Below are 25,167 nucleotides of genomic sequence, written 5' to 3'. Positions count from 1 at the left end.
ATGCCACGAATTCCTGGCGCGGGTCTTGTTTCAGGGATGCGCCTCACGCTGACGCGCTTCTTCCAGCCGAAGCGTACCGTGCTGTATCCAGAGGTGAAGCCCGACATTGCGCCGCGCAATCGGGGCCGACTTGAGCTCATTACTGACGAACACGGCACGCTGAAGTGCGAAACTTGTTTTCAGTGTGCGCAGGCCTGTCCGATCGAGTGCATCGATATGGGCGGCACCGACACGAAGGGGCGTTTCGCGGTGCATTGGGGCCCCGGCGAGCAATACGCCGAACGTCGCGAGGAGTCGGCGATGCGTCGCTCCGGCCGCGCTGTCTCTGATGCTGCAGCGGCAACAGGGGCGACCGTCAACTTCGCGAAGGTCGACGAGATCCTCGAAGCGCACGACTACGACCCGCACCACATGCTCGCGATCCTTGAAGCGATTCAGGGGGCCTACGGTTACCTGCCTGTTGATGCGTTGAAGCGCGTTAGCGGCGCGACTGGTGCTTGGTACGCCATGGTCTATGGCACCGCCACCTTTTATAAGCACCTTGCCTTTGAGCCAGGGGTGACCCGCTCGATCGCCGTCTGCCGCTGTGCCAACTGCCTCGTCTCGGGGGCGGGTTCGGTGATGGGCACCCTCAGCTACGAGTTCGGCACCGAGTTCGGCCGAGCGATCCCATGGAGCAACTTGCGCCTCGAGTCGCTTCCGAGCCACCTGCTCGGCGCCCCGTCGCCGCTGGTGGTTATTGACGGAGAGCCGCAGCGCGAGCTCAGCGCCAAGAATGCCGCCAGCTGGGCGGCCGCTCTCGCCGGCAGGTACGCCGCATGAAGCGCCTGAGCGCCCCCAAAGGCTGGAGCCAACTGCTCTTCGTGGCGCCGACCGAGCCGTGGGCGGCACTCCGCGCCGCCGCAGCCGCCGGGGCCGCTGCCACGACCACAACCCTGATCGCCGCCGGCCTGCGCGGTCACGGAGGTGGCGGTTTCCTTACTGGGGCGAAGTGGCAGGCGACCGCCGCCGAGCCGGCCAGCCAGCACTACGCCGTGGCGAACGGCTACGAATCTGACCCGGCCGTCTTCACCAACCGCCTCCTTATGGAGGAGAACCCGCAGGGGATCGTTGAGGGGCTTGCCATCGCCGCCCTCACCGTGGGTGCCAGTGAGGCGCTCATTGCCGTGCGCGCTGAGTACACCGAAGCAATCAAGCGACTCGAAGCGGTGATCGCCAACGCCGAACGCGAGGGAGCCCTCGGCGCAACGCTGCTGGGCACTGGTCGCGAGCTGATCATCACCGTGCGCCCACTGCAGGGTTCCAGCATGATCGGCGAGGAGACCGTGTTGATGAAGGCGCTCGCCGGGAAGCGCGGCCAGCCAGAGCAGACCCCCCCATACCCATCAACGGTTGGCTATCTGGGCAAGCCGACCGCTGTGAACAACGTCGCCACACTCGCCGCGGTGCCATGGATCCTGAACAACGGCGCAGAGGCTTTTGCCCAGATTGGCGATACGACACAGCCGGGGACGGTGCTCGTGCAGATCAGCGGATCGGTCGCGAACCCTGGCGTTCTTGAGGTGCCGACCGGCACGCCACTCAACGAGATCATCGCAGCGGCGGGCGGCACGGCCAGTGGCGCAAGCATCAAGGCGCTGCTGGCTGGTGGGCCGACTGGCGGATTCATTCCTGCAAACCTCTTCGGCGGCACCCCATATAGCGGCGCAGGGCTCAAGGGCGTTGGCGCACACATCGGCTCGGGCGCACTCTTGGCACTCGACAACTCCGTCGCGATCCCAGAGCTCGCCACCATGCTCACACGCTGGTGCGCTGATGAGGCGTGCGGCAAGACGATCCCCTGCCGCATCGGCACACGCCGACTCGCCGAGATCGGCCAGCGCTTTGTGGATGGGCTCGCGGGCCCTGAAGATGCAGAGCGCCTGCAGAAGCTCGCCGCCGATGTTACCGATAGCGCCCTCTGCGCCCATGAGGCTCTGGCGCCAAACCCCCTTCTGACAGGAGTGCGATACTTTCCTTCTGAGTTTGGACCAGCGGGCGCCGTGCTGTCGGCAACGCCTACAAGCGGACGGAGCTAAAATGACTGACCTGATTGATCAGCCGGCAAGCGGAGTGGCGCCAGTCTCGCGCGCGATCACTCCAGCACCATCGGCAGAGGTCGCTGTCGACAAGCTTCTCACCACGCGCAGCCCCCAGCGGCCGCAGCGCACACCGACCTTCTACGTCGAGATTGATGGACAACAGCTCGACGCGTTCGAAGGTCAAACAATTCTTGAAGTGTGCCGCGCGAACGGCATCGAGGTTCCAACCCTCTGCTACGACCCGAAGCTGCCAGGATTCGGCGCCTGCCGCATGTGCGTGGTGGATGTCGAAGGCTGTGATCAGCCATCCATTAGCTGTTCATCAAAGGCGGAGCCGGCACAGGTCGTTTCAACGCAAACCGACCGAATTCGCGAGATTCGGCGCACCAACCTTGAGTTGATCTTCAGCGACCACAACGCCTACTGCTTGCCACCCTGCCAGAACAAGTGCCCGAGCCACATCGACATCCCTGGATTCTTGAAGGCGAATGCAGAGTCGCAGTTCCGCGAGTCGGCACGCATCTTCAAGCGCACCATTCCATTCCCAAGCATCCTTGGTCGCGTCTGCCCGGCGCCGTGCGAGGATCACTGCCGCCGCGACGAGGTTGATGAGGCGATCGCAATTCGCGATAGCCACCGCTACGCCGGCGATCAGGTGTTGAAGGCAATGTGGGATGAGGATCTCGACCCACCTGTGCCATTCGAGCTGCAGCCAAAGACGGGCAAGCGCGTCGCCGTGATTGGCTCTGGTCCAGCGGGCGCATCAGCCGCGTATTACCTGCTCGTTGCCGGACACGACGTTACCGTCTTTGAGAAAGACCCTGAGCCAGGCGGCATGTTGCGCTACGGCATTCCGCAGTACCGACTACCGAAGATTGAAGTGCTCGATGGTGAGTACCAGTCCATCACGCGACTCGGTGGACGCTTTGAGTGCGGCAAGATGCTCGGACGTGACTTCACCGTCGCCGACCTGAAGGCGCAGGGCTACGACGGCGTCGTGGTTGCCATCGGTTGCTACGACACGAACGACCTCGGCATCCCAGGCGAAGATGCCGACGGCGTCATCGACGGCCTCGACTACTTGCACACGGCGGCGCTCGGCCTCACCTACCCAGGGCATGAGGGGAGCCGCATTGTCGTGGTTGGTGGCGGCTACACCTCAATGGACTGCTCACGAACAAGCGTGCGGCAGGGGGCCAAAGAGGTCACCCTTGTCTACCGCCGCGACATGAAGGACATGCCAGCCGCCGACGAGGTCCACGAGCTGATCGAGGAGGGGGCACGCGCCATCTTCCAGGCCGGGCCGACCCGCGTCGTCACCGATGCGAATAACAAGGTGATCGGTCTCGAGTTCATCCGCATGCAGCTCGGCGCCCCCGACGCATCGGGCCGCCGACGACCAGAGCCAGCTCCTGGCACTGAATTCATCATTGAGTGCGATCGCATCCTGAAGGCGATCGGCCAAGGTCCCGACATGACGTGGGCGAGCGTTGGCGCAGACGGCGTCGCCACCACCAAGAACGGACGAATGAAGGCGGATGCTGTGACCTTCCAGTCTGGCCGCGATGGCGTCTTCGGCTGCGGCGACCTGCGCAACGGCGCAACAACCGTCGTTGCCTCGATCGCGGATGGTCGGCGTTGCGCCTACGCGGTTGATGCGTACCTGCAAGGCCTCGACCTCTCGGAGATTCGGAACCGACAGACACTTGCTGAGCCACAGCCAGAGTTCTTGAGCATCGTGCCGTTCACCGCCGAGGTGAAGGAGCCACGCCTGCGCATGAAGGCACTCCCGGCCGAAGAGCGCAAGGACGACTACATCGAGTACGAGCTTCCGTATACCAAGCCTGAAGTGATGGCGGAGAGCACGCGCTGCCTGCAGTGCACCTGCGAAGCCATCGGCTTCTGCGATCTGCGACGCCTCGGCATTGAATACGGCACCACACTTAAGACGCTCGAGAAGGATCACCACGGCGGTGCCGGGTTCCGCTCCATTACCGAAAACCGCTGGACTGGTGCAAATCACGACTACATCCGTGATGACTCGCACGCGTTCATCCTGCGTGAGCCATCACGCTGTATCGACTGCGGACGCTGCGCCAGCGTTTGCGCCGAAGTAGTTGGTGCCGCCTGCTACGACTTCATGCGCACCGGCTTTGACACGCTTGTTACCACTCCGCTTGACATGAGCCTCAACGAATCACCATGCGTATCGTGCGGTCGCTGCGCAGAGACCTGCCCAACTGGTGCGCTGATGCCGAAGCCACGAATCCTTGCCAAGTTCGAAGTTGACGAGTCGCGCTGCATCCTCTGTGGAATCTGCGTCGACGCTTGCCCGTATGACGCGCTTCGCAGCGGCTTTGATTTTGAACTTGCGCATACCGATCGCAGCGAGCCGATGATTGACCTTATCGCCCTCTCGAAGCTCGAGCGCACGTCGGAGGCAACCTTCATTCGTAGCGAAGCCAATTGGGAGAACACCGTCGCCGGGCGACGCTACGATCCAGCCCGACAGCTACCTGTGTTGCCACAAAGCCTACGCAAATAACGGATGCCGCTCCCCGACGTCATTCCGTTGATCGGACTCGGGTGGTCGGACGTTCTCTTTTTACTTCTTGGCGGCGTGGTGCTCGCCGCAGCGTTCGGCGTGGTCTTTGGCCGCGACATTATTAAGAGTGGCCTCTGCCTGATCCTGACCCTTGGCGCACTCGCTGGCATCTACGTGATGTTGGGGGCCGCTATCGTTGCCGGCGCGCAGGTCTTGGTGTACATCGGTGCTGTCAGCGTGCTGATCCTCTTTGCGATCATGCTCACGCAGTCAAAAGTTGCGCCGCTGAAGCTGGCGTTCCAAACACAGGTAGCCTCCGCAGCGCTTGCAGCGGTGCTCCTTGCTCTACTCTTCGGCCTCGCCTTCGGCAGCACGGACTGGGGATCAACCGTCTTTACCGACACTCCGGCCGCAACCGGCACCGCGCCCGTCGCCGCCGCACTCTTTGGGCCGTACCTCCTCGCCTTTGAAATTGCGAGCGTGCTCATCCTTGCCGCCGTCATCGGCGGCCTCTACCTCGCGATGGAGCCGAAGGGCGACGAAGTGGGCGAGGAGCTTCCGTGAGCCAGATCGCTGGGCACCTGGAGCCGTACCTCGTTCTTTCGGGGATGCTCTTCGCGATCGGGTCGTTTGGGTTCCTCGCGCGACGCAATGCAATCAGCATGCTGATGAGCATTGAGGTGATGCTGAATGCCGTGAACCTCGCCGCACTAGCGCTCGGCGCATTCATTCCGTCACTCGTAGGGCAGGGGGCAGCCTTCGCCCTTTTGATCATTGCCGTGGCGGCGGCAGAGGCCACCGTTGGTCTGGCGATCGTGATCGCCATCTTCCGCAACCGGAAGACGCCGTTGGTCGACGAGTACGACACGATGAGGCAGTAGCTGATGATCACAGCAGAGACTGCGGTTGCAATCGGCACCCTTCCTGGTTACGCCCCACTCCTACTACTGCTCCCCCTGATCGGCTTCGCCTTTACGGCGGCGGTCGGGCGCCGGCTCGGCAAGATGGCCCACCTGGTGCCGCTCGGCGCCATCGTGGCCACCTGGGCGCTGGCCATGAGCCTGGCGATCCCAGCCCTCGCAGGGGGCCTTGGCGAGGCGGGTGCCTCGATGCCGCTCTTCACCTGGATCGCCTCGGGCGATCTCAGCTTCGGGCTCGGCCTGCACGTGGACGCCCTCACCGGCGCTCTCCTCTTGGTGGTGACCACAGTAGGTGCCCTGGTGCACCTCTACAGCGTTGGATACATGAGCCACGACGACAGCTACTGGCGCTTCTTCGCCTATCTGAACCTCTTCATGTTCTCGATGCTCCTGCTGGTCCTCGCCGACAACCTCCTCGTCGTCTTCGCCGCCTGGGAGCTCGTCGGACTCTCCTCGTATCTGCTGATCGGTTTCTGGTACACGAAGACCGCGCCAGGTCTAGCCGCGAAGAAGGCCTTCATTACGAACCGCGTCGGTGATGTCGGCTTCGCCCTTGGCCTGATGGCCCTCGTGGTGGTCTTCGGCTCACTCGACATCCACACCGTGCTGGCCGGTGTTGAGGCTGGTGTGCTCGTTGGCCCCGCGGCGACGGTGATCGCCCTGCTGATCTTCTGCGGCGCCGTTGGCAAGTCGGCGCAGTTCCCGCTGCACGTGTGGCTCCCCGACGCCATGGAGGGGCCAACCCCCGTAAGCGCACTCATCCACGCGGCGACGATGGTGAATGCGGGCGTCTATCTTGTGGCGCGCATGAGCCCACTCTTCGCCGCGAGTCACGACGCCATGCTCATCGTTGCCGCGATCGGCATCTTCACCGCAATCTTCGCTGCCTCAATTGCCTTCACGCAGACCGACATCAAGCGCGTGCTCGCCTTCTCTACGCTCTCACAGCTCGGCTACATGTTTGCCGCACTCGGCGTTGGTGCATGGATTCCGGCGATCTTCCATCTCATCACGCACGGATTCTTCAAGGGGCTTCTCTTCCTTGGTTCAGGCTCCGTGATCCACGCCGTAGACGGCGAGCAAGAGATGACGAAGATGGGCGGACTCTGGCGCAAGATTCCGATCACGTACGCCACGATGTTGATCGGCACCGTCGCAATTGCTGGGCTCCCACCACTCGCTGGCTTCTGGTCGAAAGACGAGATTCTTGGTGAAGCATTCAAGTTTGGGTTTACGTGGGTCTGGCTCGTTGGCATGGTTGTCGCCGGCATGACCGCCTTCTACATGTTCCGCTTAATGGGGCTTACCTTCTGGGGGAAGAGCCGCGTTCATGACGAGTCGCATGTGCACGAGTCGCCATGGACGATGACCGTGCCGCTCATCATCCTTGCTGTGCCGTCGATCGCAATCGGGGCAGCGCTCGGCTTTCCATTTGCTAACGGCATCTTGGCGAATGGGCTCGAACCGATCTTCCACCCAGCGAGTGTGTTGCTTGCACATGAACACGAAGCTTGGACACTCTTTGGCATTGATGGCTTACTGATGCTTGCAAGCGTCACCGTTGCCTCCATCGGCACCGTTATTGGCGTGCGACTCTTTCGTGACGACAACAGCGCGTCCCTCAGTAGCGTGACGAAGCGCTTGCAGCCGCTCTACGACGGAAGCCGAAACCGCTGGTACTTCGACGATCTCAATGACCTCGTCTTTGTGCGCTTCGGGCGAAAGGTTGCCAATGCGCTCTGGTGGTTTGATCGCCGCGTTGTCGACGGCACGGTCAACGGCGTTGCGACCCTGACCTCAAGTGGTGGCCGCGGGCTTCGACAGATTCAAACTGGTCGCGTGCAGAACTATGCGCTCAGCATCGCGTTCGGCCTTGTTGCCATCGCGGCCGCTTACTTGGTACTTGCAGGATGAGCGACATGCCAATCCTTTCACTAATCATCTTTTCGCCACTCCTCGGTGCGCTCGGCATCGCCTTCCTACCTTCATCGCGACCGAGCCTGATTCGCTTCGCCGCACTCGGCATCTCGCTGATCACCTTTGTGTTGAGCCTCGGCATGCTGCTCGGCATTCGCGGGCAGAGTGGCGAGTTTGCGTTTAGCGAGCAGCTTTCGTGGATTCCGTCATTCGGTATCACCTATCACCTTGGCGTTGATGGGCTCTCCGGTGCGCTCGTCGTGTTGACCACGCTGCTCAGCTGGATCTGCATCCTGGCGAGCTTCGGCCCGATCCAAACGCGCGTGAAGGAGTACTTCATCAACTTCCTCATCCTCGAGACCGGCCTGCTCGGCGTCTTCTTGTCGCTCGACCTCTTCCTCTTCTACATCTTCTACGAGATCGTGCTCGTGCCGATGTATCTCATCATTGGCATCTGGGGCGGCGCCGACCGCATCTACGCCACGATCAAGTTCGTCCTCTATACGCTTGTTGGATCGCTCCTCATGCTCGTGGCGATCCTCGCTACCGCCTTCAGCCACCAGGCCGTCACCGGCTCATGGACCGGGGCGTTCGATTTGATCGCGCTGCGGGGCACCATCGCCGACCCCTCGCTGCAGGTCCTCGGATTCGCCGCTTTCGCGCTCGCGTTTGCCATCAAGGTGCCGATGTTTCCGTTCCATACCTGGCTCCCCGATGCGCACGTGCAGGCTCCCACCGCAGGCTCGGTCATCCTCGCCGGCGTGCTGCTGAAGCTTGGCGGCTACGGCTTCATTCGCTTTGCGATCCCACTCTTCCCTGATGGCGCGCACCTCTTTGCGCCACTGATGATTGCCCTCTCCGTCATCGCCATCATCTACGGCGCGCTTGTGGCGATCGTGCAGACCGACCTGAAGAAGTTGATCGCCTACAGCTCAGTGAGCCACATGGGTTTCGTCACGCTCGGCATCTTCACTTTCAATCAGCAGGGTGTTGATGGGGCAATCTTGCAGATGCTTAATCATGGCCTCATTACCAGCGGACTCTTCCTGCTCGTTGGTATCGGCTACGAACGCACGCACGATCGCGAGATTGCCAAGATGGGCGGCTGGGCGGCGCGCACTCCCGTGTACGCCGCGCTCTTCGGCTTCTTCCTCTTCGCCTCTGTGGGCTTGCCTGGCCTATCGGGATTCGCCGGTGAGTTCCTAGTTCTCCTCGGCGCATTCATCGCCAACCCGATGGTCGCGGGCGCATCAACCTTGGTCATGATCCTCGCGGCGGTCTATCTGCTCTACATGTATCAGCGCGTCTTTACCGGCCCACTCTCGCCATTCTTAAAGGGGCTTGGCTCGCATCTTACCGATGTCACACCAACTGAGATCCTAACGCTTGCGCCTCTTGCCGCACTGATCATGATCTTCGGCGTTATGCCAACGCTTCTCACCAGCTCGTTTGCGCAGAGTGTCGAAACGTTCCTGATGTCGGCGATTAGTACGGTGGGTCAATGAGCAACGAACTGCTCACTCTCGCGCCGCTGATCACGGTGATTGTTGGCGCAATCGCCGTGTTGATCAGCGACATGGTCACGCCGAACCGCAATCACGCGCCGGTCGCCGTCGCGCTTGCCGCACTCGGAGCAACGGCCGCACTGCTCATCAGCCAGGGCGGAAGCAGTGCCAGTGCGCTAGGTGGCAGCTATGTTGCGGGGCCACTCGTCGCCTACCTTGGCCTCCTTGGAATCTCAATCGTGGCGATCACGCTCCTGATTGCGCCGGCGTACCTCGCTGCGCGCAACTATCCAACTGCGGAACTCGCAGCAATACTCCTCTTTGCCCTTGCCGGTGCGATTATTCTCGGAGCTGCAACCGATCTCGTCACCCTCTTCGTTGGCCTTGAGCTAATGGTTATCCCTGGTTACGTTCTTGCTGGATACGCAAAGCGCGATCCACTGAGTACCGAAGGTGCGGTGAAATACTTCCTGCTCGGAAGCTTTTCGAGCGCTATCCTGCTCTTCGGTATCGTGGTGCTCTGGGGCGCTGCGGGAACCGCTTCGCTGAGCGGCATCGCAATGGCGCTGGCATCTGGCAACGCAAGCGCTGGCCTCGCGGTTGCGCTCGCGTTGATTACCACCGGCTCGGCATTTAAGATCGCAGCGGTGCCGTTCCACTACTGGACTCCCGACGCCTACCAAGGCTCACCAACGCCGATTACTGGATACCTCTCGGTTGGCCCGAAGGTTGGCGCCTTCGTCCTCCTCATTAAACTGTTTGTGATTGCCCTCGCGCCGCTTGCATCGCTCTGGATTCCCGTGATGGTGGTGTTGGCCGCAGCAACGATGACGCTCGGCAACCTCGTGGCCCTGACGCAGAGTAACGTGAAGCGCATGCTCGCCTACTCATCAATTGCGCACACCGGCTATCTGATGGTGGGCATCGTTGCGGCAGGTGCAGGGCAGGCTGCGGGGATCGCCGGAGTGCTCTTCTACACCGCGGCGTATGCGTTCATGAACCTCGGCGCGTTCGCCTTCCTGACTGCGCTGCAGGGTCGACCGGGCGCAACCACGCAGCTCTCAGATCTCGCGGGGCTCGGCCGTAAGCATCCGCGCATGGCGATCCTCGCGGCGATTTTCTTGTTGAGCCTCACCGGCATTCCGCCGACGGCAGGCTTCTTCGCCAAGACGTACGTAATTTTGGCTGCGGTGCAGGCGGGCGGACCGGCCACGATCCTCGCCGTGATCGCGGTGCTCAACGCCGCCATCGCGGCCTTTTACTACCTGCGCGTCATCGTCTATCTCTTCATGCGCGACCCGGCGGAGCCTGCGATCCAGGTGGCCGAGGGGCCGATGCTGCGCGCCGGCCTGCTGCTCGCCGCCATCGGCACGGTGGCTCTCGGCTTGGCGCCAACCCCGATCATCGAGGCGGTCGTTCGGGCCCTCGCGAAGTAGGCGCGGCCCCCGAGGCGGGGGTGTAACAATCGAGCTCTCCGTCGCGCCCCCTCCGCGTCGCATCAGCGGGAATTCATATAAACTTCTGCTTCTATGAGCGCACAGCACGCATCCGCACTCTCCGCCGCCACGGGCGCCGCCGTCTCCCGCCTCGCGGGAGAGCGTGACGTCATCGAGGCGGCACGCCGCGTGCACCGTGCCCTCGGTGATACCAATCGCCTCGAGGTGGTCCGCCGCCTGGCCGCTGGCCCCGCCACCGTCTCCGAGCTGATTGAGTTCACCGGCCTCTCACAGCCGCTCGTCTCGTGGCACCTGCGCCGTTTGCGCGCCGCCGGCCTCGTGACCACTGAGCGCTCTGGGCGCGAATCGATCTGCACGCTCCGCATAGCCACCATTGCCGAAGGGCACGCGCTGATGCTCTCCGCCCTCGGCATCGCTGACCCCGCCGCCTGGATCGCCCCAGCCGATGCGCTTCCGAGCGCCACGCCACTCGTAGACGCTGTTCGTGGCGAGGAGGCCTAACTGTGGCGAAGCGCACGAGCGGCAAGCGCGTCACGCAGGGGAGCCTGCTGACCACCACCGAACGCAGCAAGATCAAGCAGATCGGTGAGCCGATCGCACTCCTGCTCGGGCGGATCGGTTTCTCGCCCGACGCGCTCACCCTTGTTGGATTCGGCATTGTGTTGATCGCAACGGTGCAGGTCGCACTCGGCAACTGGGCGATCGCGGCGGGCATCCTTATCGCCGGCACGCTCTTTGACGGTCTTGACGGCACGCTCGCTCGTGCAACGAATCGCGTCACCGCATTCGGCGCATTCTTTGATTCATCGCTTGATCGCGCCGCAGAAGCGGTGATCTATGCCGGCATCGTCTACAGCGCCGCTGTTCTTGGTGATATTCAGATCGTCACCGCAGCGTCACTGGCACTCGGCATCGGCTCGCTCGTGAGCTATGTGCGTGCGCGTGGCGAAGGCCTCGGCGTCTCCGCACACGGTGGCATTGCGCAGCGCGCCGAGCGCGCGGCTCTACTCATCCTCGGCCTGCTCGCCGCCGGTCTCAGCGGAGAGACAAGCTACCTGCTCTACGCACTCCTCATTATCGTCACATTGTCAGTACTCACCGTGCTGCAGCGAATCTTGTTCATTCGCGCCGCGTTGACGACCACCGGGCGTCGCGCATAGCGCGCCAATTAAATACTCGCCGCCTGGCGTGAAACGGGCGGTTAGTGAAGGCGGACTCACAGGTGTGGGCTCGCAAAGCGGAAAGGTCGCGAAGGCGACAGAGAAAGGGGTAACAGGAAAATGGTAGAGATGAACGGGCCTCGCGCCCAATGGAATGCACGACCAGCGCCGACAACGCCGATCAAGGCAACGAATCCGATCCGCGTCGCAATCGCGGGCGTCGGTAACTGCGCCAGCAGCTTGGTGCAGGGTCGCTACTTCTACGCCGACGTGGCGAACGATGCAAAGGTCCCAGGGCTGATGCACGTCGACATCGGCGGCTATCACGTACGCGATCTTGACTACGTTGCGGCGTTTGACGTCAACGTGAACAAGGTTGGCAAGGATCTCTCCGTTGCACTTGGCGCAGAGCCAAACAACACCTGGACCTTCCAGGAGATCCCAACCACCGGCGTGATAGTTCAGCGTGGACCAACGCTCGATGGCATTGGCAAGTACCTCAAGGACGTGGTGATCGAGTCACCAGAGAAGCCAGTTGACGTTGCCGCTGTGCTCAAGGAGCGCAAGGTTGACGTGCTCGTTGCCTACCTTCCGGTCGGCAGCGAAGAGGGGATTCGCTACTACGCTGAGCAGGCGATCAAGGCGGGATGCGCGTTTGTGAACGCAATTCCAGTCTTCATTGGTCGCGAGCCAGAGTGGCAGAAGAAGTTCGCCGCAGCCGGTCTCCCAATCGTCGGAGACGACATCAAGAGCCAGGTTGGCGCAACGATTGCGCACCGTGTTCTTGCTCGACTCTTCGCCGATCGTGGCGTGCAGCTCGACCGCACCTATCAGCTGAACTTCGGTGGCAACACCGACTTCCAGAACATGTTGGAGCGCGATCGACTTGAGAGCAAGAAGATCAGCAAGACCAACGCGGTCACCTCAATCCTCGACGAGCAGCTTGGTGATAACCAGGTGCACGTTGGGCCATCGGACTTCGTGCCGTGGCTTCTTGACCGAAAGTGGGCAAACATTCGCCTTGAAGGGACAACCTTCGGCGGTGTGCCACTCACGGCGGAGCTGAAGCTCGAGGTGTGGGATTCGCCAAACAGCGCCGGCGTCATCACGGACGCTATTCGCTGCGCGAAGCTCGGCCTTGACCGCAAGTTGGCGGGGACGCTCGTAGCGGCGTCGTCGTACTTCATGAAGAGCCCGCCAATGCAGCTGCGCGACGATGTCGCCCATGCCGCAGTGGAGGCCTTTATCCGCGGCGAGGACAATCGCGTCCTCGACGGAACCCAGGTGACCAAAGAGGGATACCCCACCTCTGAGTCACTGAACTCCGTCCGCGCCTAAGCGTTCCGCTGCGAGGCTGGCTTCGGCCAGTCCCGCCTTCACACTGGAGAGAGCCGTCGCACCCCGCAAGGGGGCGGCGGCTCTCCCCTACACTCCCCGAATGAGCGAACCACAGCCGCCCCAGGGGGCAGCCACCCCCTCGCCGCTCCGTCGCCAGGCGCCAAGGCGCACCCCTGGGTATCTCGCTCGGCGCGCCTGGGAGCGCAGCGTCTACGCCGGCTACCGCCTCCTCATGGCGCTCATCGGGATCCTGCCTCCACGCCCCGTCGAGGCGCTCTTCTCCGCCGTCGCACCCCTCGCCTATCTCCTCTGGCCGGCCAAGCGTCGTATCGCCGACGGCAATGCCGCGGTCGTCCTCGGCGTGGCCGATGCGGAGGGTCGACCACTCCCAGGGAACGAGAAGCTCGTGCGCGCCCGCTCCCTTGCGAACTACCGAACCTATGGACGCTTCGCAGCAGAACTGCTGCGACTTCCGAGCCGCTCGCTGCGCGACATCGCGACGGACGTTGATCTCACTGAGGCGGTACTCCTTGACGACTTCCGGGCGCGCGGTCAAGCGGCGATCTTTGTCGGCTTTCACGCCGGCAACAACGAACTTGGAGCCGCCGCGCTCAGCGAGCGCAAGTACGATGTCAACGTAGTTGCTGATGACAGTGCCTTCCCAGAGATGTACGAACTCCTCCGCCGCCTCCGCGCATCGTGGGGGATCAAGGTGATCGACTGGAAGGCGATTCGCGATGTGTTTGGCGCAATGAAGCGCGGCGGCGTCATCGTGCTGCTCAGCGACTGGGGCTACAAGTCCGATGGCATTCCCTGTCAGCTCTTCGGACGCTGGACAACGCTTCCCAGTGGACCAGCGGTCTTGAGTGCACGCGGCAACGCGCCGATCGTGCCGTTCTTCGTTCGCCGCGAGGCTCCTGGAAAGTTCCGAATCCTCTTCGGTGCACCAATTAGTTCGGGCAATGGTTCACCAGCGGAACTTCTACGCGCAACACAAGAGACAGCAACGGTGATGGAGAACCTCATCCGAACCGAGCCACTGCAGTGGAATTGCTTCAAGCCACTCTGGCCCAATGCAGCAAAACAACAAGAGCTTGCAGTTGATGCAGCCCGCAGATCAACAGAGACCGCACGTCGTGGTGGCGAGAGCGCAACGTGAGCGCGCTGATCGGCTATCTCATCATTGGGGCGCTTTCGTTCATCTCACGGCTTCCAGAATCTTTTCTTGTCGCGATTGCACGGGCATGGGGAAGAGTCGGTCCGCGCGTTCTACGAGCGCGTGCTTCAATGGCCCGAAAGAACCTAGCGCGCGTCTACACCCATCGTGATGGCGCTGCACCTACGAGCAGGGCACTCGATCGCGGCGTAGGTCTGCTCTTCGAGCATCATGTGCGCTTCTATATTGAAACCGCACGAGCGCCCCGACACGCGCGAAGGATCATCGCCACACGCGTACGCCTTGAGAGCGAGGAGTCTGTGCGCGCCGCATTTACGCGCGGTAGTGCTGGTGCAATCTTTCTTGCCGCACACTTCGGTGCGATCGAACTTCCTGGCAGCATTCTCGCAGACCGGAGTGGCATGAAGCCGGTGGCGCCGATGGAGGAGCTCGGCAACCCTGTGCTGCAACGCTGGATGCTGCGTGTGCGCGGTGAGGGCCTTGGTCTACGCATCATCCCTGCACATGGCGCCGCCGCTGTGATGTCGGCTGAACTCGCCTCTGGTGGAATCGTTGGCCTTGTCGGCGATCGCAATATTGTTGGGCGCGGTGTGCTGGTCTCGCTGTTCGGCGCACCGGCACGCTTGCCGATCGGGGCGGGCCTGCTTGCCGTAGAGAGCAATGCGCGTCTCTTTGTTGCCGCTGTCATTCGCGAAGATCGTGGGCTCTACACGGGTTATATTCGTCAGGTAGATATGCCCAGCACCGGAGACCGCATGGAGCAAACACGCGCAGCGCTCGTTGGCGTCGCCGCGGCATTTGAAGAGCTGATCAGCAAAGCCCCTGAGCAGTGGTGGACGCTCTTCTATCCAATCTGGGACGATCTACCGTCATGAGCCCAACAAAGCGACTGATGACTGGCGTGCAGGGGAGAGCCGATCTGCACATCCATACGATGGCCTCCGATGGCACCGCCGGTGTTGCGCAGGTGCTCGCACAGGCGCAAGCGGCGCGACTTGATGTGATCGCCATCACCGATCACGACCGCATTGATGCAGCGCGAGCGGCGCAAGCGATGGCGATCAAGAGCAAGTTGCGCGTGCAGGTCATTGTTGGCGAGGAGATCTCCACGCTGCAAGGCCATGTGCTCGGGCTTTTCCTTGAGGAGCGAGTTCGCCCCCTCCGATCGCTTCGCCGTACCATCGCCGAGATCCACGAGCAGGGAGGGATCGCTATCCCAGCCCACCCGCTCTTCCCGCACCCTCTCTGTGCCCAGGCGGGGGCCCTGCGGGCCGTAGCGAACGATCGTGACCGCGCCTGCCGCCCCGATGCCCTGGAGACCTTCAACCCCACGATTTTTGGTACCTTCCCGCGAGCGCGAGTGCAGCGGCTGGCAAAGGAGCTGAGCCTCCCTGGGGTCGGCTCCTCTGACGCCCACGTGCTCGAGGCGATCGGGCGCGTTTACACCACCTTCCCCGGTCGCTCGGCCGCTGCGCTGCGTCGAGCGATCCTCGCCGGCACGGTGAAGCCCGGCGCGGGCGAGGATCACACCGTGCTGGAGAGCCCGGCGATCTTTGCCCGGCAGATGCTGCGCAACCTCATTGGTCTGGGACAAGACTTGCGCGGCGTAACTCGCCCAATCTGGACCCTCGGCGGCGAGCGACATGGGCGCGACCTCGGCTACCCAGAGAGCCACAAGCGACCGGTGAAACAGAGGTGAAAATCGGACTCGTCACCCCGTACGTCTATCCGATGCCAGGCGGCGTGAACGATCACGTTGGCAGCCTCTACCGCGTCCTCCGAGCACGCGGCCATGATGTGCGCATCATCACCAGTAGCCACGGACTACAAAAAGCATCCGAAGGTGATGTGATCCGCATCGGCAAGGGATTCAGCGTCCCATTCAATGGATCCATGGGCACGATCACGCTAAGCCCAACCTACCTGCGCCAGGTACGTGAGCTCCTCGAACGCGAGCAGTTTGACGTGCTGCACTTCCATGAACCGTTCGTGCCGTTCCTCAGCCTCGTCGTGCTGACACTTTCCACATCGGTAAACATTGGCACCTTCCACGCGTTCGGTGGACTCTCACTCAGTTACGAGTTCGGCCGACGCGTGATGGGCGATTACGCCAATCGACTGCACGGGCGCATTGCCGTGAGTCCCGCAGCGCGTCACTTCATCAGCCGCTACTTCCCGAGCGAATACAAGATTGTGCCGAACGGCGTTGAGCCGAGTCGCTATCGCAACGCAGTGCCGATCTCTCGCTATCGCGACGGCGTTCCAAATGTGCTCTTCGTTGGCAGAATGGAGCCTCGCAAAGGCTTGATCCACCTCTTGCGTGCGATTCGCAGAATGCAGGTCAACGGCGAGCAGGTTCGCCTCCTCATCGTTGGTTCCGGTCCAGGTGAGCGCGAGGCGCGCCGCTACGTTCTTACGCGGCAACTAAACGACGTTGAGTTTCTTGGGCGCGTAGGTGATGCAGAGAAGGCGCAGCTCTTCAAGACGGCCGATGTCTTTGTCTCTCCGGCAACAGGGCGCGAGTCATTCGGCATCGTGCTTCTTGAGGCGATGTCCTCTGGCGCACCAGTGATCTGCTCCGACATTCACGGTTATCGCGCCGTAGTTCGCCGCGAGCGAGATGGCATCTTGGTTCCACCAGCCGACTCTGATGCGCTCGCTGATGCGCTTGCGCGCGTTATTCACGATTCGGAACTGAAGGCACGACTAAGCGCAGCGGGCATCGAGCGATCGGAACTCTTTACCTGGGACCGTGTCGGCGCATCGGTTGATGAGTACTACGGCTTCGTGATCCGCCGCCTTGCGGTGCAGGGAGCGCTACCGAGCGGCTTCAGTGCACCGATCCCTCCGCCACCGGGGCCGCGCCGCCGCAGCGCCTAGCGCGCTACGCCTGCGCGAGTCGCGAGGCGAGCTCGCAGAGGAGACGTGCAGTAAGACCCCACACACGTCGCTCTCCAGGCACTGGAATAACGCCGTATCGCAGAAGTCCTCCCTGCTCCTCTGCATCAACAACGTGCACCTCATGTCGCGGGTCAAAGAGACCGAGCTCAGCGCCGAGTGTTTCAGCGACTTCGCGTGGATCGGGTGTGATCTGTGGGGTCTGTGGTGCTACGGCAACAAGCACCTGCACAAGGAAGTTGCTTGCTGGCACGTAGGCGGCGTCAAGCGAACCAACGAAGCGAATCTCATGCTCAGGATCTGCGGCGTGAAAGCCGAGCTCCTCGTGTAGTTCGCGGATCGCCGTCTCTTGTGAAGTTTCGTTTCCTTCTACCTTGCCCCCCGGGAGGGCGATCTGCCCGCCGTGACGGCCGTGCTCCGCCCTCTTAATTAGCAGCACCTGGCAATCGAACGGATGCGGGTCAACGCTCTCACCGCCGCCAGTTGAGCCGCAGCCCCCTAGGGCCACAGGGGGTACAAGGAGCGCGGTTACCACCGCAATGCGCGGGTTGCCACTTGTGGGGGGATTGAGGTCGACGGGCTCAAGGCCTGGCAGGCGGAGCGGGGTGAGCGCCTCTGGGAGCGGGAAGGGGAGTGCGGGGAGACGCCCCGCCGCATCGCGACGGAGCGCCTCCTCAATACGGTCTGCGAGTCGGTTGATCAACGCGACAGGTCAGCTAGGCCGGCCCGTTGCGTCATGCGAACGGACAGGGATCCGTGGCGGACGCGGCGTGCCGTGATTCGCTGGGAGTGGCTTCGGCTTGCGGCGCAGGGCATGCTCGAGTACCTGGCCGATCGTCTCCACCGGAATGATCTTCAGCGACTTGCGGATCTCCTCAGGGATCTCCGGCAGGTCCTTCTCGTTCTTCTTCGGAACCAGCACCACGCGCGCACCTGAAGCGTGTGCCGCCAGCGCCTTGCTCTTGAGGCCACCGATCGGCAACACGCGGCCGCGCAGCGTGATCTCGCCGGTCATTGCAACCTCTTTACGAACGGGGATGCCGGTGAGCGCCGAAACGATTGCCGTCGCCATCGTCACGCCCGCCGAGGGGCCATCCTTTGGAATGGCACCCGCTGGAACGTGAATGTGCAGACCCGATTTCTCGAAGCGCTCTGGCGCGATACCGAGCTCCGCTCCGTGCGCCTTGATCCAGGTGAGGGCGGCCCGCGCCGACTCCTTCATCACATCGCCGAGTTGACCGGTGAGGATCAACTCCTCGCGGCCCTCCATGACGCCAACCTCGACCGTGACAACGTCACCACCGACCGGCGTTACGACGAGACCGGTCGCTGAACCGATCTGATCGTCGTTATCCATCTCGCCGTACTCATGGCGCTCAGGCCCGAGCCAGGTGGCCAGCCGCTTGGCGTCAACCTCTGGCTTACGACCCTTCTTCTCGGCGACAGCGCGCGCCAGCTTGCGCATCACGGTGGCGATCTCTCGCTCCGCGTTGCGCACGCCCGCCTCGCGCGTGTAGTGACGAATCAGGTGCACCAGCGTCTCGTCGGGGATGATCGCCTGCGCCTCGGTCAGCCCGTGGTTCTCACGCTGCTTCGGCAAGATGTAGCGCTTCGCAATCTGCACCTTTTCCGCCTCGGTATATCCAGGAATCTGGATGATCTCCATGCGGTCGCGCAGCGGCGCAGGAATTGTGTCGAGCTGATTCGCAGTGGCAACGAAGAGCACCTGCGAAAGATCGAACTCGACCTCGAGGTAGTTGTCCTGGAAGGTTGAGTTCTGCTCGGGGTCAAGCACCTCGAGGAGCGCCGACGAAGGGTCGCCGCGGAAGTCCGCGCCGAGCTTGTCGATCTCATCGAGCATGAAGACCGGATTCTTCGTGCCCGCCTGCTTGATCCCTTGTGCAATTCGACCAGGGAGCGCACCGATGTAGGTGCGTCGGTGCCCACGGATCTCCGCCTCGTCGTGCAAGCCACCGAGGCTCATTCGTACGAACTTGCGGCCCATCGCGCGAGCAATCGACTTGCCGAGCGACGTCTTGCCAACCCCTGGAGGGCCGGCGAAGCAGAGGATCGGGCTCTTCACCTGCGGGGCGAGCTTGCGCACCGCGAGATACTCGATGATGCGCTCCTTTACCTTCTCAAGGCCATAGTGATCGTCGGCGAGCACCTTGGCCGCCTCCTTGATTTCGATGCGGTCTTCGGTGGCGATGTTCCACGGCATCGAGATCAGCCAATCAACATACGTACGAATCACACCAACTTCGGGCGATGCCGAAGGGATGCGGCTCATGCGGTCGAGCTCCTTGAGCGCACGCGACTTGATCTCCTCTGGCATACCAGAGGCTTCTACCTTCTCGCGCAACTCATTCGTCTCCGCCTGTTGCGGATCCTCTTCGCCAAGCTCACGCTGAATCGCCTTCAGCTGCTCGCGCAAGAAGTACTCGCGCTGGCTCTTATCCATTTCAGAGCGCACGTCCGATTGAATCTTCCCCTTGATCTCAAGGATCTCAATCTGTCGTGACAGGAATGATGCGACGTACTTCAGTCGCGCAACCACATCAATCGTCTCGAGCAGCTCCTGACGCTGATCGGTCGTCATGTCGGGGGTGTAGGCTGTCATGTCGGCAAGCAGCCCTGGATCACTGATGTTCTTCGCCGCGACAGCCGCCTCTGGTGGCACCGGTGCGCCAGAGGTGACGTACGTCTCCACCTGCGCCTGCACGCTGCGCATCAAAGCTTCAACCTCAACGCCAGTGACCTCTGGCGTCTCAACGATGGTTCCCTTCAGCATGAGTGCTGCTCCAGTGGTGTCGAGCGACTTCACCTTGAAGCGACGCTGACCCTGCACAACGGCGCGGAGCGTGCCGTCAGGAAGGTTCACCACCTGCGCGATCTTCGCGAGCGTGCCCATTGCGTGCAGCTGGTCAACCGAGGTGATCTCCTCTTGCTCTGGTTCGCGTTGGGTTACCAGGGCGATCCAGCCGCCCGCGGCAGCAGCGGCGCGAACCGCGGCAACGCTCTTGTCGCGGCCAACCTTGAGCGGCGCAACCATCTCAGGGAAGATGACGATCTCGCGCAGGGGGACGAGGGGAAATGCTCCGCGCCCGCGCGGCACCACGGTTTCGTCGTCGCTCGCGGCAACAGCCTCGTCAATGGCGAGCTGCTCCTCTTCGTTTAGCTCTTCATCAAGTTCTGCCTGAATCTCTCGTTCGGTTCGCTTGCTCATGCTCGTCCCCTTCCCGCCGCTTCCTGCGGCGCTCGCTTCGCCTCTTCCGCTTGACCCTCTTCGTACAGTCGCTCCAAGATTCGTTCGCCGAGCCGCTCCTCGAGATCAAAGAGGAGCTTGATGCCGGCAAGGTTGACCCCAAAGTCTTGCGTCAGGTGGCGTATCCAGAGGATGCGCCGAAGGTCGTTCTCAGAGAAGAGGCGGATGTTCGACTCGGTTCGGGAGGGGCAGATCAGGCCCTCCTCCTCGTAGATGCGCAGTGTGCGGGGGTGGGCCGAGACGATATTGGCCGCCACGCTGATCACGTAGACCGGCCGTGCTGGATCAACTCCTGCACCCCTGCTCTTCAACACCTCCACATGTTACAACCTTATCAACATCATTGTCAAGAGAGTTATCCAGAGAAGGGTAGCAGCGAGGGCGAGCCCGACCTGGCTTGAGGGCAACTAGCGGAGGAGCCGGAGGGGCGGGAGACCCCTACTCGAGGTCGCGGCGGTACGGAATATCGAGAATCACCGTGTTGCGTCGGCCGAGGAGCGTCTCGCGGAGGCGCTTCCCGTTGCCGTTATGTAGGATGCGATCCCACCAGTGCCTGCCGGCGTATTCCGGAATCATCACCACGTTGATGCGGCGCCCCTCTGTTGGCAGGTGCTCATCTTCGCTCTCAATCTCATCAAGGTAGTGACAGATCGGCTCCACGATGGCGCGGAACGGCGAATCGACTGTCACCAAGCGCACGCCAGGGAAAAGCGTCTCAAAGCGTGTCCGCACCTCGCGCTCCTCATCGTCGCTGAAGACGACGCGAATTGCGGTGAGCTCACCATTTTCAGCTTCGAGGATTCGACCAAGGGTAATCGCGCGGACTGTGGAGCGATTGATCTCACCAAATGGCGCGAGAATTCGCCGTGGTCGATGTGGTGCGTCAAACACAACACCCGGCTTTATTGAAAGTTCACGTTCGTGCAAATTATACCGATTGCGCACTAGCTTCATGAACACCGTGAGAAGCGGAATCAAAATGAAGACTAGGTAACCGCCATCGGTGAACTTCGCAGCGGTAATAACGATCAAGACCACAGCCGTTACAAAAGCACCGGCACCATTGAGTAGTGCGCGCCCGGCCCAACCCGCATTTCGCAACCGTCGCCAATGCAGCACCATGCCAGCCTGGCTGATAGTAAATCCAACGAAGACGCCAATGGCGTACGCCGGAACGAGTGCGGTGACTACTGCATCCGTGCCGATGAGCAGTAGTGCAGCAGCGAGGGCAATGATAATAATTCCAGCGCCGTAGGCTAGGCGATCACTGCGCTGGCCAACCTGTCGTGGCAGGTAGCCATCGACCGCCAAGATGCGCGCAAGCTGCGGCCCGCCGTTGAAGCCTGTGTTCGCCGCAAGGAGCAAAATGCCCGTCGTTGCGACCTGGAACAGTGCATAGAGTGGCCCGCTCCCAAATGATGTTCGTGCAATCTGTGAGAGCAGTGTTTCGCCGCCGATCTCCTGCGGCACCTTTCCATACGCAAAGGCGACAAGGGAGATGCCCAAGAAGAGTGTTCCGAGCAGCACGGCCATGACAACAAGTGTTGATGCAGCGTTCTTCGCCTCTGGCTTCTTGAACGACGCAACGCCATTGCTGATTGCTTCGGTGCCAGTCAACGCAACGGAGCCATGCGCAAACGCCTTCAGCAACAGAATGGGCAACAGGATCGTTGCGGTCTCATGTGCTTGGATCACCACACCCTGGCTCCAGGTCACGGCTGGATCGCCTGTAATAATTTTGATCAGACCAACGCCAATCACCCCAAAGGCGCCGACAACAAAGAGATAAGTCGGCAGGGCGAAGATGCGACCTGATTCGCGAAGCCCTCGGAGGTTTGCCAGAACGAGGAGACCCATCGCACCGAGCGCAAGCTCCAGGCGTACGCCTGCGAGTGATGGGATGGCTGAAGTGATGGCGGCGATACCTGCCGCGGTGCTGACGGCGGCGGTCAGGATGTAGTCGACGATCAGGCTCGATGCGGCGATGAGGGCTGGCCAGGTGCCGAAGGTGCTCTTTGCGACGGCGTACGCACCACCGCCATTGGGGAATCCGAAGCAGACCTGTCGGTAACTGATGGCGATCAGCCCGAGCAGCAGCCCGATGCCGAGGGCAACAATTGGCCCATAGATCAGGAAGCTGGCACCAGCCCCGGCGAGCACCAACAAGATCTCTTCGCTGGCGTAGGCGCTCGACGAGATCGCGTCCGACGAGAAGATCGGGAGCGCTAGCTTGCGACTGAGGCGCTGCTCGCCCTCCTCGGCATTTGAGAGAGGTCGGCCCAAGAGTGCCCGCTTTGCGGCGTGGGTCGCCTCGCCGACCAAGCCAAGATCGGAGGCGGCACTGCCAGCCTCCGACGCAACAAGATGATCTGGCTGTGGCTCAACAAAGAGCTCCTCACCATTGTGGTTGTGGTGCCAGTCGGGCTTCCCCTTCTGCTGGTCAGAGGTCATCGCGATTCACTGCACCTTTCCCGTCGATTCAGGGGTCTATGAGGGCTACTTATCGCCCTAATCCTATACCCGCGCTCGCACTCGTTCAGATTCGTGCGGAGTGACGCGCACAAGAAGCGCCCCTTCGAGTGCAACTACGTTCACCGGAATTACCTCAATTGCACTGGCTCCAATGAAAGAAGAGGCGGTGCTTAGCTCCGCATCCCAGCCCTCCCCCGCACGCTTCCATGCGAGCAGCGAGCCCCTTGGCGTGAGAATCGGTGCAGCAAGTCGGATCAGTTCACTCAGCGGTGCGATCGCTCGCGCAGTAATGACATCGAAACGAACGCCACCCCCTGGCGCCAAATCTTCAGCGCGCACATGCGCGACACGCAACCGCGGCGCTAGCCCGCTCGCTGCGGAAACAGCCTCAAGAAAGCGCGCCTTCTTGCCGATTGATTCAATCAACGTCATTGAAAGGCCGTCGTGGTGCGTTAGTAAACGCGCCGCTATCGGCACGCCGGGGAATCCACCGCCAGAGCCAAGATCGGCGATCTTGCCGCGGCCATCAGGAAGCAAGCGCTCAATGTGCGGAGCAGCGACCAGTGAATCCAATAGATGTCGCGTTGCGCGCTCGACTGGATCGCTCACGCGCGTGAGGTTGATTGCTGGGTTCCATGCGTCGAGTAGACGAAGGTGTGCAGTAAAGATTGCAGTCTCAGCAGCAGAGAGTTCAGAAAGCGACGCTACAGTGAGTTGGCGCGCAAGTTCAGCCAGGGTGTCACGTTCGGTTGGCGGCAGCGCACCCGGATCAGTGGGAAGCGGCGCACGGTCAAGGGGCGTTGTGTCAGGGCTCAGTCCGCGGCTCCACTCTTTGGCGTTACGCCGCGTGCCGGACGACCCATGGAGCGACGCACGACGTCGAGCACCTCTTCAATGGACTTCTCGGCATCACCCTTCTCCGCCGCATCTTTCATACAGCCGCGAATGTGGTCTTCAAGGATCAGGAGGCCAAGCGCGTCGACCGCTGCGCGAAGTGCTGCGGTCTGCTGCAGGATGTCAACGCAGTACTCTTCGCGGTCAACCATGCGCGCAATACCACGCACCTGTCCCTCAAGTCGCCGCAAACGATTAAGCAGCACCTTGCGGTCTTTTGTGTAGCTGTGCCCGACATGTTCTGCCATACCCCCTGAGAGTATCCGATCACGCTGCGGTGCTACGATTCAGACGCAGAGCGGCGGGCCCCAGCCGGGGCGCCAAGTCGGGAGGAGCAACCATGGCGGCGAGCCAGAACCCGCACGACGACATCGAGTCGGTACTGATTACCGAAGCGGCGATTGACGCGCGAGTGCGCGAGCTCGGCGCAGAGATTGGCGCGGCTTATGCGGGGAACGATTCACTGATCCTCGTCAGCGTGCTGAAGGGCGCCATCGTCTTCGTTGCCGATCTCATGCGCGCTATTCCAGGCAACGTGCAGATTGACCTCATGGAGGTCTCGTCCTACGACGGCGGCAAGAGCACCGAGTCGAGTGGCACCGTGCGCATCCTGAAGGATCTCTCGGGGACCATTGAAGGGCGCGACGTGCTGATCGTTGAAGACATCATCGATACTGGCATCACCTTGAACTACCTCACGAACTACCTCGCGGGAAAGAGCCCGCGCTCGGTGAAGATCGTCACCCTGCTCAGCAAGCCCGCGCGGCGAGTGGTTGATATTCCAGTGCAGTGGAAGGGCTTCGAGATCCCCGACAAGTTCGTCGTCGGTTACGGCCTCGACTTCGGCGAGCAGTACCGCAACCTGCCTTACGTCGGCGTGCTGAAGCCCTCCATGTACACCTCGATCCTCGGCAAGGAGTAGCTGGGTGAAGCCGATCGGCCGCATTCAGTCGACCTCAGGGGATCTCTTCCGGCGCAGCAGTGGTCGACGCCTGAGCGGCATCGGCGCCGCAGGCGTGGTGCTCGGCGCGCTGCCGGCTTGGTGGACGCTTGCTGCGCCTGGTGTGCCTCCCACCGTTGGGAATGCCTTCGACACCTACGGAGCGGCCGGCTTTTTCGTTGCCCTCGCCACGCTCTTCTTGCTCATAGCTCCAGATGCCTTCGGCGAGCAGTTGCGGTTCGATTGGTGGCCCGTTCACGTGGGACTCGTAACCGTCGCCACTCTTGGCTTCATCGCTACCCTCATCCGAGCTGCAGTCACGGCAACTGGGTATCACTTGCCCCTCTCTTCCGTCTTCGGAGTCGATCACGCCCCGGGCCTCTGGATCACCCTCATCGCATTGGGAGTCTGGATCTCGGGCGTCGCCCAGATCGTTGACGCGCGAGACGACCGCTAAGCATGATTTGTGCTCAATAGAGGGGCGCCACCCCCAACCTGCTAGGGTGGTTGGGTGCAGCCGTGCGCTCCGACGCGCGGGCAGGTGGCCGATACCGGCCCAGCCCCGTCGTAGCAGCGCACGCCACGTTATCTACTAAGA

The 25,167-nt window shown here is 61.9% G+C and carries 23 protein-coding genes; 17 read left to right on the top strand and 6 right to left on the bottom strand.

Going from position 1 to position 25,167, the window contains the following annotated elements; translation table 11 throughout:
- From AC3LCN_RS02950 to AC3LCN_RS02880, 15 genes are all read left to right on the top strand, one after another.
- The gene (locus AC3LCN_RS02950; RefSeq protein WP_488648600.1) at window positions 1–822 is read left to right on the top strand and encodes an NAD(P)H-dependent oxidoreductase subunit E; all 822 of its coding nucleotides are present in this window, start codon (window positions 1–3) and stop codon (window positions 820–822) included.
- A complete protein-coding gene (locus AC3LCN_RS02945) occupies window positions 819–2,078 on the top strand; it encodes an NADH-ubiquinone oxidoreductase-F iron-sulfur binding region domain-containing protein (RefSeq protein ID WP_488648599.1) in 1,260 nt (419 codons plus the stop codon). Before AC3LCN_RS02950 ends, AC3LCN_RS02945 begins: the two co-directional genes overlap by 4 nt.
- Window position 2,079: 1 nt before the next feature.
- Window positions 2,080–4,626 carry an FAD-dependent oxidoreductase gene (locus AC3LCN_RS02940; protein ID WP_488648598.1) on the top strand — a complete coding sequence of 849 codons (2,547 nt, stop codon included), beginning with the start codon at window positions 2,080–2,082 and terminating at the stop codon, window positions 4,624–4,626.
- A gap of 3 nt (window positions 4,627–4,629) precedes the next feature.
- Window positions 4,630–5,190 (top strand): NADH-quinone oxidoreductase subunit J family protein, encoded by a 561-nt coding sequence (locus AC3LCN_RS02935; protein ID WP_488648597.1) that lies wholly within the window; start codon window positions 4,630–4,632, stop codon window positions 5,188–5,190.
- Window positions 5,187–5,507, top strand: a complete 321-nt coding sequence (gene nuoK, locus AC3LCN_RS02930) for an NADH-quinone oxidoreductase subunit NuoK (protein ID WP_488648596.1) — start codon at window positions 5,187–5,189, stop codon at window positions 5,505–5,507. The genes AC3LCN_RS02935 and nuoK overlap by 4 nt, the downstream gene beginning before the upstream one ends.
- Before the next feature lie 3 nt (window positions 5,508–5,510).
- The gene (gene nuoL / locus AC3LCN_RS02925) at window positions 5,511–7,460 is read left to right on the top strand and encodes an NADH-quinone oxidoreductase subunit L (RefSeq protein WP_488648595.1); all 1,950 of its coding nucleotides are present in this window, start codon (window positions 5,511–5,513) and stop codon (window positions 7,458–7,460) included.
- Window positions 7,457–8,968 (top strand): complex I subunit 4 family protein, encoded by a 1,512-nt coding sequence (locus tag AC3LCN_RS02920; protein ID WP_488648594.1) that lies wholly within the window; start codon window positions 7,457–7,459, stop codon window positions 8,966–8,968. The genes nuoL and AC3LCN_RS02920 overlap by 4 nt, the downstream gene beginning before the upstream one ends.
- A complete protein-coding gene (locus tag AC3LCN_RS02915; RefSeq protein ID WP_488648593.1) occupies window positions 8,965–10,404 on the top strand; it encodes an NADH-quinone oxidoreductase subunit N in 1,440 nt (479 codons plus the stop codon). Before AC3LCN_RS02920 ends, AC3LCN_RS02915 begins: the two co-directional genes overlap by 4 nt.
- Before the next feature lie 93 nt (window positions 10,405–10,497).
- Window positions 10,498–10,926 (top strand): ArsR/SmtB family transcription factor, encoded by a 429-nt coding sequence (locus AC3LCN_RS02910; protein ID WP_488648592.1) that lies wholly within the window; start codon window positions 10,498–10,500, stop codon window positions 10,924–10,926.
- 2 nt (window positions 10,927–10,928) lie between these two features.
- Window positions 10,929–11,585, top strand: coding sequence for a CDP-alcohol phosphatidyltransferase family protein (locus AC3LCN_RS02905; protein WP_488648591.1), 657 nt, complete (start codon window positions 10,929–10,931; stop codon window positions 11,583–11,585).
- A gap of 129 nt (window positions 11,586–11,714) precedes the next feature.
- Window positions 11,715–12,923, top strand: coding sequence for an inositol-3-phosphate synthase (locus AC3LCN_RS02900; RefSeq protein WP_488648590.1), 1,209 nt, complete (start codon window positions 11,715–11,717; stop codon window positions 12,921–12,923).
- A gap of 100 nt (window positions 12,924–13,023) precedes the next feature.
- Entirely contained in the window at window positions 13,024–14,082 is a 1,059-nt protein-coding gene (locus tag AC3LCN_RS02895; RefSeq protein ID WP_488648589.1) for a lysophospholipid acyltransferase family protein, read from the top strand.
- A complete protein-coding gene (locus AC3LCN_RS02890) occupies window positions 14,079–14,975 on the top strand; it encodes a lysophospholipid acyltransferase family protein (RefSeq protein ID WP_488648588.1) in 897 nt (298 codons plus the stop codon). The genes AC3LCN_RS02895 and AC3LCN_RS02890 overlap by 4 nt, the downstream gene beginning before the upstream one ends.
- The gene (locus tag AC3LCN_RS02885; protein ID WP_488648587.1) at window positions 14,972–15,799 is read left to right on the top strand and encodes a PHP domain-containing protein; all 828 of its coding nucleotides are present in this window, start codon (window positions 14,972–14,974) and stop codon (window positions 15,797–15,799) included. The genes AC3LCN_RS02890 and AC3LCN_RS02885 overlap by 4 nt, the downstream gene beginning before the upstream one ends.
- Window positions 15,796–16,980 (top strand): glycosyltransferase family 4 protein, encoded by a 1,185-nt coding sequence (locus tag AC3LCN_RS02880; protein WP_488648586.1) that lies wholly within the window; start codon window positions 15,796–15,798, stop codon window positions 16,978–16,980. The genes AC3LCN_RS02885 and AC3LCN_RS02880 overlap by 4 nt, the downstream gene beginning before the upstream one ends.
- Before the next feature lie 4 nt (window positions 16,981–16,984).
- Here the strand turns inward: AC3LCN_RS02880 and AC3LCN_RS02875 are convergent, their stop codons facing one another.
- The 6 genes from AC3LCN_RS02875 to AC3LCN_RS02850 form a co-directional block, all read right to left on the bottom strand.
- The gene (locus AC3LCN_RS02875) at window positions 16,985–17,701 is read right to left on the bottom strand and encodes an NUDIX hydrolase (RefSeq protein ID WP_488648585.1); all 717 of its coding nucleotides are present in this window, start codon (window positions 17,699–17,701) and stop codon (window positions 16,985–16,987) included.
- A 9-nt stretch (window positions 17,702–17,710) separates the two neighbouring features.
- Complete coding sequence (gene lon / locus AC3LCN_RS02870) at window positions 17,711–20,224, bottom strand: endopeptidase La (protein ID WP_488648584.1); 2,514 nt, start codon at window positions 20,222–20,224, stop codon at window positions 17,711–17,713.
- The gene (locus AC3LCN_RS02865; RefSeq protein WP_488648583.1) at window positions 20,221–20,577 is read right to left on the bottom strand and encodes a MerR family transcriptional regulator; all 357 of its coding nucleotides are present in this window, start codon (window positions 20,575–20,577) and stop codon (window positions 20,221–20,223) included. The genes lon and AC3LCN_RS02865 overlap by 4 nt, the downstream gene beginning before the upstream one ends.
- A gap of 124 nt (window positions 20,578–20,701) precedes the next feature.
- Window positions 20,702–22,714 (bottom strand): APC family permease, encoded by a 2,013-nt coding sequence (locus AC3LCN_RS02860; RefSeq protein WP_488648582.1) that lies wholly within the window; start codon window positions 22,712–22,714, stop codon window positions 20,702–20,704.
- Between the two features lie 63 nt (window positions 22,715–22,777).
- Complete coding sequence (gene rsmG, locus AC3LCN_RS02855; RefSeq protein WP_488648630.1) at window positions 22,778–23,404, bottom strand: 16S rRNA (guanine(527)-N(7))-methyltransferase RsmG; 627 nt, start codon at window positions 23,402–23,404, stop codon at window positions 22,778–22,780.
- Between the two features lie 143 nt (window positions 23,405–23,547).
- Window positions 23,548–23,877: a metal-sensitive transcriptional regulator gene (locus AC3LCN_RS02850; RefSeq protein ID WP_488648581.1), complete on the bottom strand. Its 330-nt coding sequence runs from the start codon at window positions 23,875–23,877 to the stop codon at window positions 23,548–23,550.
- 92 nt (window positions 23,878–23,969) lie between these two features.
- Here AC3LCN_RS02850 and hpt point away from each other — a divergent pair, with 92 nt between their 5' ends.
- On the top strand, window positions 23,970–24,551 hold the full coding sequence (gene hpt, locus AC3LCN_RS02845) for a hypoxanthine phosphoribosyltransferase (RefSeq protein WP_488648580.1): 582 nt from the start codon (window positions 23,970–23,972) through the stop codon (window positions 24,549–24,551).
- Between the two features lie 4 nt (window positions 24,552–24,555).
- Complete coding sequence (locus tag AC3LCN_RS02840; protein ID WP_488648579.1) at window positions 24,556–25,026, top strand: hypothetical protein; 471 nt, start codon at window positions 24,556–24,558, stop codon at window positions 25,024–25,026.
- The last annotated feature ends 141 nt before the right edge of the window (window positions 25,027–25,167 follow it).

Source organism: Candidatus Limnocylindrus sp. (genome assembly GCF_040397215.1).
Lineage (GTDB): Bacteria > Chloroflexota > Limnocylindria > Limnocylindrales > Limnocylindraceae > Limnocylindrus.
The sequence above is the reverse complement of the archived record's forward strand: the minus strand, read 5'-3'. Positions and strand labels throughout refer to the sequence as shown.